The organism is Pseudomonas sp. BW7P1 (assembly GCF_024981055.1).
GTDB lineage: Bacteria > Pseudomonadota > Gammaproteobacteria > Pseudomonadales > Pseudomonadaceae > Aquipseudomonas > Aquipseudomonas bananamidigenes.
On record NZ_CP103374.1, the window covers coordinates 5,209,629 to 5,223,554 of the forward strand.

The following is a 13,926-nucleotide window of genomic DNA, read 5'->3' on the forward strand; positions in this document are numbered from 1 at the left end:
TTCTACCTCAGCTTCAGGGTGGCAAGGCCGATCAGCACGAGAATCACGGTGATGATCCAGAAACGGACGATCACGCGCGGCTCGGGCCAGCCCTTGAGTTCAAAGTGGTGGTGGATCGGCGCCATGCGGAACACACGGCGACCGGTCAGTTTGAAGGACGCCACCTGAATGACGACTGACAGGGTTTCCATCACGAACACACCGCCCATGATGAACAGGACGATTTCCTGACGGACGATCACCGCGATGGTGCCCAGGGCTGCGCCCAACGCCAGTGCGCCGACGTCGCCCATGAAGACTTGCGCCGGATAGGTGTTGAACCACAGGAAGCCCAGACCCGCACCGATCAGCGCGCCGCAGAACACGATCAGCTCGCCTGCGCCCGGTACGTACGGGATCAACAGGTATTCAGCGAATTTCACGTTACCCGACAGATAGCAGAAGATCCCCAGGCCACCGCCGACCATCACCGTCGGCATGATCGCCAGACCGTCGAGGCCGTCGGTCAGGTTGACCGCGTTGCTCGAGCCGACGATCACGAAGTAGGTCAGCACGATGAAAGCGGCGCCCAGCGGAATGCTGTAGTCCTTGAGCATCGGCAGGATCAGGGTGGTCTCCACCGGCGTGGCGGCAGTCATATAAAGGAAGATCGCCGCGCCGAGGCCAAACACCGATTGCCAGAAATATTTCCAGCGACTTGGCAGGCCACGGGAGTTCTTCTCGATCACCTTGCGGTAGTCATCGACCCAGCCGATGGCGCCGAACAGCAGGGTCACCAGCAGCACGACCCATACATAACGATTGCTCAGGTCAGCCCACAACAGGGTACTGACACCGATGGACGACAGAATCAGTGCGCCACCCATGGTCGGCGTACCGGATTTGGACAGGTGCGATTGCGGGCCGTCGTTACGGACGGCTTGACCGATCTGACGGTTCTGCAGGGTGCGGATCATCCACGGGCCGTAGCACAGCGACAGGACCAGCGCGGTCAGCACACCGAGAATCCCGCGCAGGGTCAGGTACTGGAAGACCGCGAAGCCTTTGTAGAACTGTTGCAGATACTCCGCTAGCAGCAGCAGCATTAATGTTTCTCCAGACTGGTCCCGCACAGGGCCGCAACGATGTTTTCCATCGCCGCGCTGCGCGAACCCTTGATCAAAATGGTGGTGTTTTTGTCCTGTTCGGCGCCCAGGGCCTGGATCAGTTCGGCCTGCGTGCCGAAGTGATGCGCCTCTTTGCCGAATGCGTTCACGGCGTGGACCATGTTCGGCCCGACAGCGTAAAGCGCGGAAACCTTGCCCCGGGCGTATTCGCCCACGTCGCGGTGCCCCTGCTCCGCCCAGTCGCCCAACTCGCCGATATCCCCGAGCACCAGAACGGTGCGGCCGGAAAAGCCGGCGAGTATATCAACGGCCGCGCACATGGAGGTGGGGTTCGCGTTGTAAGTGTCATCAATCACGCGCATACCGTTTTTCGCCAGTTGCGCAACGGTGCGTCCCTTGACCGGCTGGACCGCGCCAAGCCCGGTGACGATGCCGAACAGCGACACGCCCAGAGCGTGAGCGGCTGCAGCGGCGGCCATGGCATTGGCGACGTTGTGCGTGCCCAGCAGGTTCAACTGAACAGGCTCGACACCTTCAGGTGTATGCAGGTTGAAGGACGGGCAACCACGGGCGTCGGTGCTCAGGTCGCTGGCGTAAAAATCTGCCTGGGGATTGCTCAGGGAGAAGGTCAGCACTTTGCGTGCGCCGGCGCGGGTCTTCCAGATACCGAAGGCCTTGTCGTCGAAGTTCAATACGGCAATACCATCCGCCGCCAGACCATCGATGATCTCGCCTTTGGCCTCGACGATTTTTTCCGGACCGCCGAACTCACCGACGTGTGCAGTGCCGGCATTGTTCAGAATCGCCACGTGCGGCCGGGTCAGGCCGACGGTGTAGGCGATTTCGCCCAGACGCGAGGCGCCCAGTTCGATCACGGCCGCCGTATGTTCCGGAGCCAGCTCGAGCAGGGTCAACGGTGCGCCCAGATCGTTGTTCAGGTTGCCACGAGTGGCGAGCACGGCACCGCGGGTGCGCAGGATGCTGGCGAGCATTTCCTTGACCGTTGTCTTGCCGCTGGAGCCGGTGATCGCCGCGACCGGCCGAGTGAACGCAGCACGGTTCAACGCCCCCAACTGGCCGAGGGCCTGACGGGTGTCCTTGACCAGCAGCTGCGGCAGTGTACTGTCGCCGACTTCGCGTTCGACCAGTGCAGCGACCGCGCCTTTGGTGGCGACCTCATTCAGATAATCATGACCGTCGAAACGCGGGCCGGTCAGGGCGATAAACAGCTGGCCGGCCTTGATGGCACGGCTGTCGATGCTCACGCCGTCAAAACTGGCGTCCGCGCTGATCAGTCGTGCGTCGAGAGCATTGGTCAGCTCACTGAGTTTCAGGGCCTTAAGCATGGGCAACCTCCCAGGCGGTCAGGGCATGATCGGCCTCGACCAGATCAGAGAAGGCGTGGCGAACGCCGTTGATTTCCTGATAGTCCTCGTGCCCCTTGCCGGCCAGGACAACCACGTCATCGGCCGATGCGCTGGCGATCAGTTGCGCGATGGCCTGGCCACGACCGGCCACGAATGTCACGTTATCCACAGCCGTGAAGCCGGTGCGAATGTCTTCAAAAATGACGGCTGGATCTTCGGTGCGTGGATTGTCATCAGTGACCAGCACGCGATCGGCCAGACGCTCGACCACTTCGGCCATCAACGGACGCTTGCCGCGATCACGATCACCGCCACAGCCGAACAGGCACAGCAACCGGCCTTTGACGTGCGGGCGCAGTGCGGTCAGGACTTTTTCCAGCGCATCCGGCGTGTGGGCGTAATCGACCACCACCAGAGGTTGTGTGCCACCGCCAAGACGCTGCATGCGTCCGGCCGGGCCTTCGAGTTTCGGCAGCACGTCGAGGATTTCGTCGAGGGCGTAATCCAGCCCCAGCAATGCACCGACAGCAGCCAGTACGTTGCTCAGGTTGAAACGCCCCAGCAGCGTGCTGCGCAGATGATGTTCGCCCTGGGGCGTGACCAGCGTGGCACGCACGCCATGGTCGTCGAACTGCGCTTCACGAACATACAGATAAGCGCTGCTGTCGAGCAGGCTGTAAGTGATCAGGCGCGACTCACGCTTTTCAGCGGCCAGTTGCCGGCCGAAATCGTCGTCCAGATTGACGACACGGCACTTCAGGTCATTCCAGGCGAAGAGCTTGGCCTTGGCCGCTGCGTACGCCTCCATGGTGCCGTGGTAATCGAGATGATCACGGGACAGGTTGGTCATCACCGCCACATCAAACGCCAGCGCGGTGACCCGCCCCTGATCCAGACCGTGGGACGAGACTTCCATGGCCACGGCTTTGGCACCGGCCTTTTTCAGGTCGCCCAGCGTCGCCTGCATCGCAATCGGATTCGGTGTGGTGTGCATTCCACTCTGCAGCGAGCCATGAAAGCCGGAGCCGAGAGTACCGACGATGCCGCAATGCTGGCCGAGAAGATCCAGCGCCTGAGCCACCAATTGGGTCACGCTGGTCTTGCCGTTGGTGCCGGTGACGCCCACCAGATTCAGATGATGGCTGGGTTCACCGTAAAAACGACCGGCGATATCCGACAGCTGCGCTGCCAGGCCCTTGACCGGAATCAGCGGCACATCAGTGATCGGCAGCACGGTGGCGCCTTCCACTTCGTAAGCGACCGCCGCTGCGCCACGCGCCAGCGCATCGGCAATGTGTGCACGGCCATCGAACTTGCCGCCCGGCACCGCGAGGAACAGGTCACCTGCGCGCACGTTGCGGCTGTCGAGAGCCAACTCACGGATCAGCAGATCGTGGCCGGCGTGGGGGAAAATCTTGTTCAGACTCAGAGACATCAGCCGCGCCCTCCATTGGCTTTCAGCGGAACGACCGGGGTGGCGTTGGCTTGTTGGGTGGTCGGCAGGTTGTCCGGGGTGATGTTCATCAGGCGCAGGGTGCCGGACATCACACGGCTGAACACCGGCGCCGATACCAGACCACCGAAGTAACCGGCCTTGGTCGGCTCATCGATCACGACAACGATGGCGTAACGCGGATCGCTCATCGGGCCGAAACCGGCGAACAGCGAGCGATAGGAGTTTTCGGCATAGCCCTTGGTGCCGACCGAGGTCTTGCGCGCCGTACCCGACTTGCCGGCCACGTGATAGGCCGGCACCTGCGCACGGAATACGCCGCGTGGCGCTTCGATCACCTGTTGCAGCATGCCTTGCATGGTTTTCGCCACAGCTTCCGGCAGCACCTGAGTGGTCTGCGGCGCCTTGTCGGTTTTGATCAGTGTCAGCGGCGCGAGACGACCGTTGTTGGCCAGCGCCGAGAACGCGTGCACCAGCTGAATCGCGGTGACCGAAACACCGTAGCCGTAGGACAGCGTTGCGGTTTCAGCCTTGCGCCACTCGCGGTAGTTCGGCAGGTTGCCGACACGTTCGCCCGGGAAGCCGAGACCGGTGTCCTGCCCTAGGCCGACTTTCTGTGCGAGACGGAAAATGGTTTCGCCACCAATGTCGAATGCGACCTTGCTCATGCCAACGTTACTGGAATTGATCAGAATTCCGGTCAGGTCAAGCACCGGACCTTCGGTCTTGGATACGTCCTTGATGGTGTATTTGCCGATCTGCAGGGAGCCCGGATACACCTCGACGGTGTCGCTCGGTTTCCAGCGCCCGGTCTCGATCGCGGCGCTCATCGAGATCGCCTTCATGGTCGAGCCCGGCTCGAACACGTCGATCATTGCGCGGTTACGCATCATCGCCGGCTGCAGGTTGCGACGGTTGTTCGGGTTGTAGGTCGGCTGGTTGACCATGGCGAGGATCTCGCCGGTTTTCACATCCATGATCACCAGACTGCCGGCCTTCGCGCCGTTCTCGATGATCGCGTTGCGCAGTTCGCGGTTGGCCAGGTATTGCAGGCGCAGGTCAATGGACAACGCCAAGGGCTTGCCGGCCTTGGCGTTCTTGGTGACCTGGACATCCTTGATCAGCCGACCGCGCCGATCCTTGATGACCTGTCGCTTGCCGGGTACGCCGGCCAGCCACTCGTCATAGGCCAGTTCGACGCCTTCGCGGCCATGGTCGTCAATATCGGTAAACCCGACCATGTGCGCGGTGACCTCACCGGCCGGATAGAACCGGCGGAATTCTTCGATGCCATAGACGCCCGGCACTTTCAGGTCGAGCACGGCCTGGCCCTGCTCGGGGGTCAGCCCGCGCACCAGATAAATGAATTCCTTGTTGGCCTGGGCTTCGAGACGTTCGGCCAGGGCTTTCGGATCCTGCCCCAGCGCGGCTGCCAGTGCCGGCCATTTTTCCTTGGCCAGTTGCATTTCCTTGGCGTTGGCCCACAACGTGGTCACCGGCGTACTCACTGCCAGAGGCTCGCCATTGCGATCGGTGATCAGGCCACGGTGCGCCGGAATCGGAATATGACGAACGCTGCGCGCATCGCCCTGGCCCTTGAGGAAGTCACGGTCGATCACCTGCAGGTCGATGATTCGCCAGCAGATCGCGGCCACCATCATGCCCAGCAGACCGACCACCAGACGGAAGCGCCACGGGAACAGTGCCCCTTCGAGTTTCATCATGGCGCCACCATCTTCACGTCAGCCGCGCCGGGGATGTGCATCTTCAGTTGTTCGGTGGCCAGCACTTCGATCCGGCTGTGGGCGGTCCAGGTGCTTTGCTCGAGAATCAGGCGACCCCACTCGGCCTGCGCCTTGTCGCGCACGCTGAGTTCGTTGTAAAGGGTGTTGAGCAACTGCCGGTTCCAGTGAGCGCTATAGGAAACGCCGATGGCCGACACGAGCACGCCGATGAAGAGCAGCAGCATGATGAAGCTGCCGCCGGGCAGTGGCTTGGCGAAAAGCTTGCTCACCGGAGTTTCTCCGCGACGCGCATGACGGCGCTACGAGAACGAGGGTTGGCCTTGAGTTCGGCGTCCGAGGCCGTTTGCGCCTTGCCATGGATCTTGATTTTCGGTTCGAAGGCAACGTGGCGAACCGGCAGGTTGCGTGGCAGATTGTCGGCTTCGCCTTTCACCAGCTTGCGCATGAACAGTTTGACGATGCGGTCTTCCAGCGAGTGGAAGCTGATCACGACCAGACGGCCGCCCACTTCCAGGCAGTCCAGCGCGGCTTCAAGACCCGCCTCCAGATCGCCCAGTTCGTTGTTGACGTGAATGCGCAGGCCCTGGAATGCGCGGGTGGCCGGGTTCTTGCCTTTTTCCCACGCCGGGTTGGCGACTTTCAGGACTTCGGCCAGGTCGGCGGTGCGCTCGAACGGGGTGATGTCACGGCGCTCGACCACGGCACGCGCCATGCGACCGGAGAAGCGCTCCTCACCATACTCCTTGAATACCCGGGCGATTTCTTCCACCGGCGCGGTATTGACGAACTCGGCTGCGCTGATCCCACGAGACGGATCCATGCGCATGTCCAGCGGACCGTCATTGAGGAAGCTGAAACCGCGCTCGGCATCGTCAAGCTGCGGCGAAGAAACGCCGAGATCGAGCAGAATGCCGCTGACCTTGCCGGCCAGACCGCGCTCGGCAACTTCCGAGCCGAGTTCGGCAAAGCTGCGCTGCACAACGACAAAGCGGCCGTCTTCGGCCGCTAGCGTTTGCCCGGTAGCAATCGCTTGAGGATCCTTGTCGAACCCGATGAGCCGACCATCCGGTCCGAGCTTGCTGAGAATCAGCCGGCTGTGCCCGCCGCGTCCGAACGTACCATCCAGATAGCAGCCATCAGGACGTACGGCGAGAGCCTCGACGGCTTCGTCAAGCAGTACGGTGATGTGGTTAAAGCCGCTATCAATAGTCACAGGATCAGATCACGCAGTTCGTCAGGCATGGCGCCCGGTTGTTGTATGGCAGCCAGGTCAGCGGCAGAAACCGCATTCCAGGCATCTTCGTCCCACAGTTGGAACTTGTTCAGTTGACCGACCAGCATCGCGCGCTTGTCCAGCTTTGCGTATTCGCGCAGGCGCGGCGGAACCAGAAAACGACCACTGCCGTCGAGTTCGAGGTCGACGGCGTTACCAATCAATAAACGCTGCAGACGACGGTTCTCTTCGCGGAGCGAAGGAAGCGCGCGCAACTTGGTTTCAATAATTTCCCACTCATCGAGCGGGTAGACACACAGGCACGGATCAACGGCATCGATGGTCACGATCAACTGGCCGGAACTACGCGAAACGAGCTCGTCACGGTACCGGCTCGGCATGGCGAGACGGCCCTTTGCGTCGAGACTGATAGCGTTAGCTCCGCGAAACACGTCAGCGTTTCTCCAATTTTTATCGTTTTGAGCTCAAAAAACCCACTTCATGCCACTTTCCGCCACTTGCGCACACTATAGGAATGCGCCCACCACACCGTCAAGGCGCGGATCAAAGGAAAACCCTTACAGAACGGAGATTTAGGAGCATAAGAGGAGGAGCAACGAGAATCCGGCGGATGCTTTTATCCAATAACTTGAGACAGCACTGAGAGCTGCGCCCGAAAGTTAAAGTAATTTGTTAAGAGTAAGATTTTTTCGGTATTACAAAAGCGCTTCTGCTGTTGATTGAAGCAAGGTGGGAAATGGCTATTACTGCGGTTGCCGCTGCCGGAATTCCAGCGCAGGCCTGCTGATAATAAACAGCCCTGTCGTCTTTAATTCAAGCAGGGAAAAGAAAAAGGTGGAGAGTCGATCTGTAAGCCGGGTTCTGTCTTGAACAGTCATTCGTCTACGATGGCCATCACTGGACATCTTTAGCAACCTACCCGGTCCCAGCGCGGGCCACGCCTTGGGACCCTATTTGGTCTTGCTCCAAGTGGGGTTTACCTAGCCACGAACTGTTGCCAGACGTGCGGTGCGCTCTTACCGCACCTTTTCACCCTTACCGGTGCCGAAGCACTTAGGCGGTTATTTTCTGTGGCACTTTCCGTAGGCTCACGCCTCCCAGGCATTACCTGGCACTTCGCCCTATGGAGCCCGGACTTTCCTCCCCCCCCTAATTTTCATAGGGGGCAGCGACTGTCCGATCGACTCTCCGCCGCGCAGGTTAACGGCAGAGCGGCCGAAGAACAAGCGCTAATAGCCCGCGAACGGCTCTGCGCGACCGGTTACGTGTCTTTTTGCTGATCCAGCGCAACCTGATACAACACGTTTTTGCGCTCACCGGTGATTTGCGCCGCCAGCGCCGCCGCACGCTTGAGCGGCATCTCTTCGAGCAACAAATTGAGGATGCGCATGGCCTCGCTGCTGACGGCGTCTTCGGATTCCGGCGCGGTCCAGCCAGCCACCACCACAACACACTCGCCACGCTGCTGATTGCCATCCGCCTCGACGAACGCACGCAACTCGGCCAGCGGCAGGCCCTTGAGCGTTTCAAAGGTCTTGGTGATTTCCCGGGCGAGCAATGCCGGGCGATCTGCACCAAACACGGTTTCCATATCCTGCAGGCACTCGAGAATACGATGTGGTGCCTCGTAGAAGATCAGCGTGCGCGGCTCTTCCTTGATGGCTTCCAGGCGCGCCTTGCGGCCAACAGCCTTGGCCGGCAAAAAGCCCTCAAAGATGAAGCGGTCAGAAGGCAGCCCCGCTGCCGACAACGCTGCGATCAATGCACAGGCTCCCGGCACCGGCACCACATTGATCCCGGCGGCGCGCGCCTGGCGCACCAGGTGATAACCCGGATCGGAAATCAGCGGCGTACCGGCGTCGGAAATCAGCGCCACGTTATCGCCGGCCAGCAGACGCGTGATGAAACGACTCCCTTCATCACGCTCGTTGTGCTCATGACAGGCCGCCAGCGGCGTGCTGATGCCGAAATGCTGCATCAGGCGCTGGGAATGGCGGGTATCCTCTGCAGCGATCAGTGCGACCTCGCGCAGGATTTTCAACGCCCGGGCGCTGATGTCATCCAGGTTGCCGATGGGCGTCGCCACCACATAAAGCGAGCCCGCAGCGGAATTCAAAGCACCTGGAGCAGTCAAAGCGCACACCTCATGATCGGTAAAAGCCGCCATTGTAGCGCGTCGTACGACCGGCGATGCGATCGCGACAGACACGGTTTGTCGCACCATTGTGCGGTCGTGCAACATTTACATCAGCTAAATTGACGGTTTCACACCAGCAACATCGCGCCCCGGCCAGCGCTTGGGTACAATTCGACGCTAATTTGATCGAGTATCAGGAACACTTACATGATCGCTTGCCTGCGGCTGTTCACTGCCCTCTGCCTCGCTGCCTTGCTGGCGGCCTGCGCCAGCTCCCCTTCCTCCAGCCTTGGCGAACTTCCACGGACACCGGATGCCAGCATCGAGCAACTGCTCGAACAGGCCGCCCAGGCCAAATCGCCGGACAAGGCTGCACTGCTGCGCCTGAGCGCCGCAGACCTGGCTTACCGTCAGGGCAATGCCGGACAGTCCGCGCAGATCCTGCAACAAGTGCCGATGGAGCAACTCCAGCCAGGTCAGCAGGCCTTCGCCAGTACCCTGTCCGCCGAACTGGCGATGACCCGCAACCAGCCGAAAGCCGCGCTGGCAGCCCTGAATCACCCAAGCCTGCAACGCCTGAGTGAAATGTCGATTCCGCTGCAGGTTCGCGCCGGCACGGTTCACGCCCGTGCTCTCGAAGCCGATGGCCAGACATTGGCTGCCGCTCGCGAACGCATCTTCATCGCACCGATGCTCGAAGGCGAAGCCGCCAGCAAGAACCACGAAGCCATCTGGACCCTGATCGCCTCGCTGCCGACCGACCAATTGCAACCCAACGGGACCGACGACCTCGCAGGCTGGATGAGCCTGGCCCTGGCCGTGAAAACCGCCGGCACCCTGGAACAGCAACAGGCCGCCATCGACGATTGGCGTTCGCAGCACCCGAAACATCCGGCCGCCATCAACCTGCCGCTGCCACTGACCAAGCTCAAGGAGCTGGCCAGCCAGCCTCTGAGCAAGATCGCCCTGCTGCTGCCACAGGACGGCCAGCTGGCCTCGGTTGGCAAGGCTCTGCGTGACGGCTTCATGGCCGCGCACTACCAAGCCCAGCAAGCCGGGCAGAAACCACCGGCCATCGTGTTCTACGACAGCTCGCACCTGACCAGCATGGACGAGTTCTATCGCAAGGCCCAGGCAGACGGCGTGCAACTGGTCGTCGGGCCACTGGAAAAACCGCTGGTCAAACAGCTGAGCACCCGCCCGCAACTGCCGATCACCACTCTGGCGCTGAACTACAGCGAAGGCGACCAGGGCCCGGCGCAACTGTTCCAGTTCGGCCTCGCCGCTGAAGACGAAGCCCGCGAAGTCTCCCGTCGTGCCCGCGCCGACGGCCTGCACCGCGCCGCGATCATGGTGCCGAAAGGCGAATGGGGTGACCGCGTCCTGCGTGCATTCAGCCAGGACTGGCAAGCCAACGGCGGCAGCATTGTCGCCACCGAGCGCGTCGACCAGCCCGTGCAGCTGGCCCAGCAGATCGCCGACATGTTCCAGCTGCGCCAGAGCGAAGCCCGCGCCAAGAGCCTGCAGAATGCTGCCGGCACCAACGTCGCCGCACAGCCTTCGCGTCGCCAGGACATCGAGTTCATCTTCCTCGCCGCAACCCCTCAACAGGCCCAGCAGATCAAGCCGACCCTGAACTTCCAGTACGCCGGCGACGTGCCGGTCTACGCCACCTCCCACGTGTTCAGCGCCAGCGGCGACGTGAACCAGTACAACGACATGAACGGCGTACGCTTTTGCGAAACCCCATGGCTGCTGGATGCCAATGATCCGCTGCGCAAACAGGTCACCGCACAATGGCCGCAAGCCTCCGGCAGCCTCGGTCGCCTGTATGCGATGGGCGCGGATGCCTATCGCCTGGCCCCACGCCTGAGCCAGCTCAAGACCTTGCCGGACAGTCGCATCGAAGGCCTGTCGGGCAGCCTGGGCATGACCCAGAGCCAACGCGTCGTGCGCCAGTTGCCATGGGCACAGTTTGTCAGCGGCCAGATCCAGCGTCTGCCGGACACTCCGCGCTGATGCCTGACAGGTCACACCTGCAAAGCGGCAAGGATGCCGAGCGCCAGGCGCTCGAGCATCTGCAACACCAGGGTCTGCGCCTACTGGCGCAGAACTGGACATGCAAACGCGGCGAGCTTGATCTGGTCATGCTCGATGGCGATACAGTAGTATTCGTCGAAGTACGTTATCGAAAGAACACTCAATGGGGTGGCGCGCTCGCCAGTATCGACGGGCGCAAACGGCAGAAACTGATTTTTGCCGCACAATATTTTCTTCAGCACGAGTCGCGTTGGGCAAATTCCCCTTGCCGCTTCGACGTGGTGGCCATCGACAGCCATCAGGATCAGTTGAACTGGTTGCAGAATGCGTTCGACACTTGACTGCCTGCATCCAACAGACACTTTCACTCAACACTTTTGCTCTTTGCTTTGCGGGCTGCACATTCATGTGCCGGACAGCCGCGCCAATTAAGGTCACACAGATGGACATGCAATCCCGAATTCGCCAGCTTTTCCAGGCCAGTATCGACACCAAGCAACAGGCGATGGACGTACTTGCACCGCACATCGAGCAAGCCAGCCAGGTAATGGTCAACGCCCTGCTCAACGAGGGAAAAATGCTCTCGTGCGGCAACGGCGGCTCGGCCGGCGATGCCCAGCACTTTTCTTCGGAACTGCTCAACCGCTTCGAGCGCGAGCGCCCGAGCCTGCCGGCCATCGCCCTGACCACCGACAGCTCGACCATCACTTCGATCGCCAACGATTACAGCTACAACGAAGTGTTCTCCAAGCAGATACGCGCACTCGGCCAACCGGGTGATGTGCTGCTGGCGATTTCGACCAGCGGTAACTCGGCGAACATTATTCAAGCGATCCAGGCCGCACATGATCGCGAAATGATTGTCGTAGCCTTGACCGGACGCGACGGCGGCGGAATGGCTTCGCTGCTGCTGCCTGAAGACGTCGAAATCCGCGTACCGGCCAACGTCACTGCGCGTATTCAGGAAGTCCACTTGCTGGCGATCCATTGCCTCTGCGATCTGATCGACAGCCAACTGTTCGGGAGTGAAGAATGACCCCTAATCGCCTTGGCCTTCTGGCCTTGACCCTTTGCCTCGGCATAACCGGCTGCACCTCGGTGGTGAACGCCAGCCGCGAAGCACCGATCGAAGACGATCGCGGCACCCGCACCTTCGGCAGCAAAATTGACGACTCGCTGATCGAAACCAAAGTCGGCGTCAACGTGGCCAAGGCCGATCCGGCTCTGGACAACGACTCACACATCGTTGTCACCAGCTTCAATGGTGTCGTCCTGCTCGCCGGCCAGACACCTCGCGAGGACCTCAAGGCCAAGGCCGAGCAGGCTGCCGCCAACGTGCAACGCGTGAAGAAAGTGCACAACGAGCTGCAAGTGATTGCACCTTCGAGCTTCCTCGCCCGTCAGAACGACGCTTGGCTGACAACCAAGATCAAAACCCAGATGCTCACCGACGCCAGCATTCCAGGCTCACGCATCAAGGTTGTGACCGAGAACGGTATCGTTTATCTGCTGGGCCTGCTGACCAGACAGGAGGCCACCCAGGCTGCCAATCTGGTACAGGGTGTATCCGGCGTGCAGAAGATCGTGAAGCTGTTCGAATACATCGATTGACACAAAACCTGCAGGCACAAAAAAGGCGATCCGGTCGGGATCGCCTTTTTTTTATTACTTCACCACTTTCAGGCTGGGTCGACCGCTAGGGCGCGGTGGCTCGCTGTCTGGTGGCGGAACATCGTCATCCTGCTCGATCTCGTCTTCGTCATCCATCGGCGACTCCAGATCGAACACCATGCCCTGACCGTTCTCCCGGGCGTAAATACCCAGGATCGCGGCAATCGGTACATACAGACTGTGCGGAACGCCACCGAAGCGACCTTCGAAGGTCACGACGTCGTTGTCCATGTGCAGATGTCGCACGGCACTTGGTGAAATATTCAGGACAATTTGTCCATCACTGGCAAAACCCTGCGGCACCTGCACCGCCGGGTATTCGGAATTGACCAGCATGTGCGGGGTGCAATCGTTATCCACAATCCACTCGTAGAGCGCGCGGACCAGATAAGGTCGACTGGAGTTCATAGCGGCTCCTTAAGCCTTAGCGCATATCGCGTTCGACGCCAGACAGACTCGCCTGGAAAGCCTCGCGCGCAAATTGACGCTCCATATAATCAAGCAGCGGCTTGGCCGGCCGCGGCAGTTCTATACCCAGAATCGGCAAACGCCAGAGTATTGGCAATAGGCAGCAATCCACCAGACTTTGTTCCTCACTGAGGAAAAACGGCTTGTCGGCGAACAACGGCGACACACCCGTCAGGCTTTCGCGCAACTCCTTGCGCGCCACGGCACGAGCCGCCTCCTTGGTTCGCGAATCCAGAATCAGGTCCACCAGACCACACCAGTCGCGCTGAATGCGATGCATCAACAGACGACTGTTGGCACGCGCCACCGGGTACACAGGCATCAATGGCGGATGCGGGTAACGCTCATCCAGGTACTCCATCACCACGGTCGACTCCCACAACGCCAGGTCGCGATCGACCAGTGTCGGAAGACTGCCATAAGGGTTCACCTCAATCAGTTTAGGCGGCTGGCGACCAGCCTCCACAAAAATGATTTCGGCGCTTACACCCTTCTCAGCAAGCACAATGCGCACCCGGTGGGAATAGTGGTCGGCGGGGTCGGAGTAACAGGCCAACCGATTGGTCACGCCCATGGCGATCCTCCTCGCTTGTTGAAATGATCGGAGCCGGAAAAACGCGCGCGCCCAGAGGGCGCCTCCCGCAACACCTGGCTGTGCAGACGTTGCGTTTTCAGAGGCGCCCTTGGGCGCGCGCGATTAACAGC

Annotated in this window: 14 protein-coding genes and 1 other RNA gene; 4 read left to right on the forward strand and 11 right to left on the reverse strand. The window is 60.7% G+C overall.

Features of this window, described 5'->3' with window-relative positions:
* Positions 1-2: 2 nt before the first annotated feature.
* From mraY to rsmI, 9 genes are all read right to left on the reverse strand, one after another.
* Positions 3-1,085 (reverse strand): phospho-N-acetylmuramoyl-pentapeptide-transferase, encoded by a 1,083-nt coding sequence (gene mraY / locus NWV16_RS23400; protein ID WP_065261505.1) that lies wholly within the window; start codon positions 1,083-1,085, stop codon positions 3-5.
* Positions 1,085-2,452, reverse strand: a complete 1,368-nt coding sequence (gene murF, locus NWV16_RS23405) for a UDP-N-acetylmuramoyl-tripeptide--D-alanyl-D-alanine ligase (protein WP_260520940.1) — start codon at positions 2,450-2,452, stop codon at positions 1,085-1,087. Before murF ends, mraY begins: the two co-directional genes overlap by 1 nt.
* Entirely contained in the window at positions 2,445-3,908 is a 1,464-nt protein-coding gene (locus NWV16_RS23410; protein WP_260520941.1) for a UDP-N-acetylmuramoyl-L-alanyl-D-glutamate--2,6-diaminopimelate ligase, read from the reverse strand. The genes murF and NWV16_RS23410 overlap by 8 nt, the downstream gene beginning before the upstream one ends.
* The gene (locus NWV16_RS23415; RefSeq protein ID WP_176704498.1) at positions 3,908-5,647 is read right to left on the reverse strand and encodes a peptidoglycan D,D-transpeptidase FtsI family protein; all 1,740 of its coding nucleotides are present in this window, start codon (positions 5,645-5,647) and stop codon (positions 3,908-3,910) included. The genes NWV16_RS23410 and NWV16_RS23415 overlap by 1 nt, the downstream gene beginning before the upstream one ends.
* Positions 5,647-5,940, reverse strand: a complete 294-nt coding sequence (ftsL, locus tag NWV16_RS23420; RefSeq protein WP_003228022.1) for a cell division protein FtsL — start codon at positions 5,938-5,940, stop codon at positions 5,647-5,649. Before ftsL ends, NWV16_RS23415 begins: the two co-directional genes overlap by 1 nt.
* Positions 5,937-6,884: a 16S rRNA (cytosine(1402)-N(4))-methyltransferase RsmH gene (gene rsmH, locus NWV16_RS23425; RefSeq protein WP_409519311.1), complete on the reverse strand. Its 948-nt coding sequence runs from the start codon at positions 6,882-6,884 to the stop codon at positions 5,937-5,939. The genes ftsL and rsmH overlap by 4 nt, the downstream gene beginning before the upstream one ends.
* The gene (mraZ, locus tag NWV16_RS23430; RefSeq protein ID WP_003205355.1) at positions 6,881-7,336 is read right to left on the reverse strand and encodes a division/cell wall cluster transcriptional repressor MraZ; all 456 of its coding nucleotides are present in this window, start codon (positions 7,334-7,336) and stop codon (positions 6,881-6,883) included. The genes rsmH and mraZ overlap by 4 nt, the downstream gene beginning before the upstream one ends.
* Positions 7,337-7,739: 403 nt before the next feature.
* Positions 7,740-8,093: RNase P RNA component class A (rnpB, locus tag NWV16_RS23435), an RNA gene on the reverse strand.
* A 73-nt stretch (positions 8,094-8,166) separates the two neighbouring features.
* Positions 8,167-9,072: a 16S rRNA (cytidine(1402)-2'-O)-methyltransferase gene (gene rsmI / locus NWV16_RS23440; protein WP_409316147.1), complete on the reverse strand. Its 906-nt coding sequence runs from the start codon at positions 9,070-9,072 to the stop codon at positions 8,167-8,169.
* Between the two features lie 177 nt (positions 9,073-9,249).
* On the opposite strand from rsmI, the gene NWV16_RS23445 reads away from it, so the two are divergent.
* The 4 genes from NWV16_RS23445 (at position 9,250) to NWV16_RS23460 (ending at position 12,693) form a co-directional block, all read left to right on the forward strand.
* Entirely contained in the window at positions 9,250-11,061 is a 1,812-nt protein-coding gene (locus NWV16_RS23445; protein WP_260520943.1) for a penicillin-binding protein activator, read from the forward strand.
* Complete coding sequence (locus NWV16_RS23450) at positions 11,061-11,423, forward strand: YraN family protein (protein ID WP_260520944.1); 363 nt, start codon at positions 11,061-11,063, stop codon at positions 11,421-11,423. Before NWV16_RS23445 ends, NWV16_RS23450 begins: the two co-directional genes overlap by 1 nt.
* Before the next feature lie 101 nt (positions 11,424-11,524).
* The gene (locus tag NWV16_RS23455) at positions 11,525-12,118 is read left to right on the forward strand and encodes a phosphoheptose isomerase (protein WP_007928463.1); all 594 of its coding nucleotides are present in this window, start codon (positions 11,525-11,527) and stop codon (positions 12,116-12,118) included.
* Entirely contained in the window at positions 12,115-12,693 is a 579-nt protein-coding gene (locus NWV16_RS23460; RefSeq protein WP_260520945.1) for a BON domain-containing protein, read from the forward strand. Before NWV16_RS23455 ends, NWV16_RS23460 begins: the two co-directional genes overlap by 4 nt.
* A 54-nt stretch (positions 12,694-12,747) precedes the next feature.
* Here the strand turns inward: NWV16_RS23460 and NWV16_RS23465 are convergent, their stop codons facing one another.
* Positions 12,748-13,161 carry a ClpXP protease specificity-enhancing factor gene (locus NWV16_RS23465; protein ID WP_007956787.1) on the reverse strand — a complete coding sequence of 138 codons (414 nt, stop codon included), beginning with the start codon at positions 13,159-13,161 and terminating at the stop codon, positions 12,748-12,750.
* A 16-nt stretch (positions 13,162-13,177) separates the two neighbouring features.
* Complete coding sequence (locus NWV16_RS23470) at positions 13,178-13,795, reverse strand: glutathione S-transferase N-terminal domain-containing protein (RefSeq protein ID WP_065261495.1); 618 nt, start codon at positions 13,793-13,795, stop codon at positions 13,178-13,180.
* Positions 13,796-13,926: the final 131 nt, after the last annotated feature.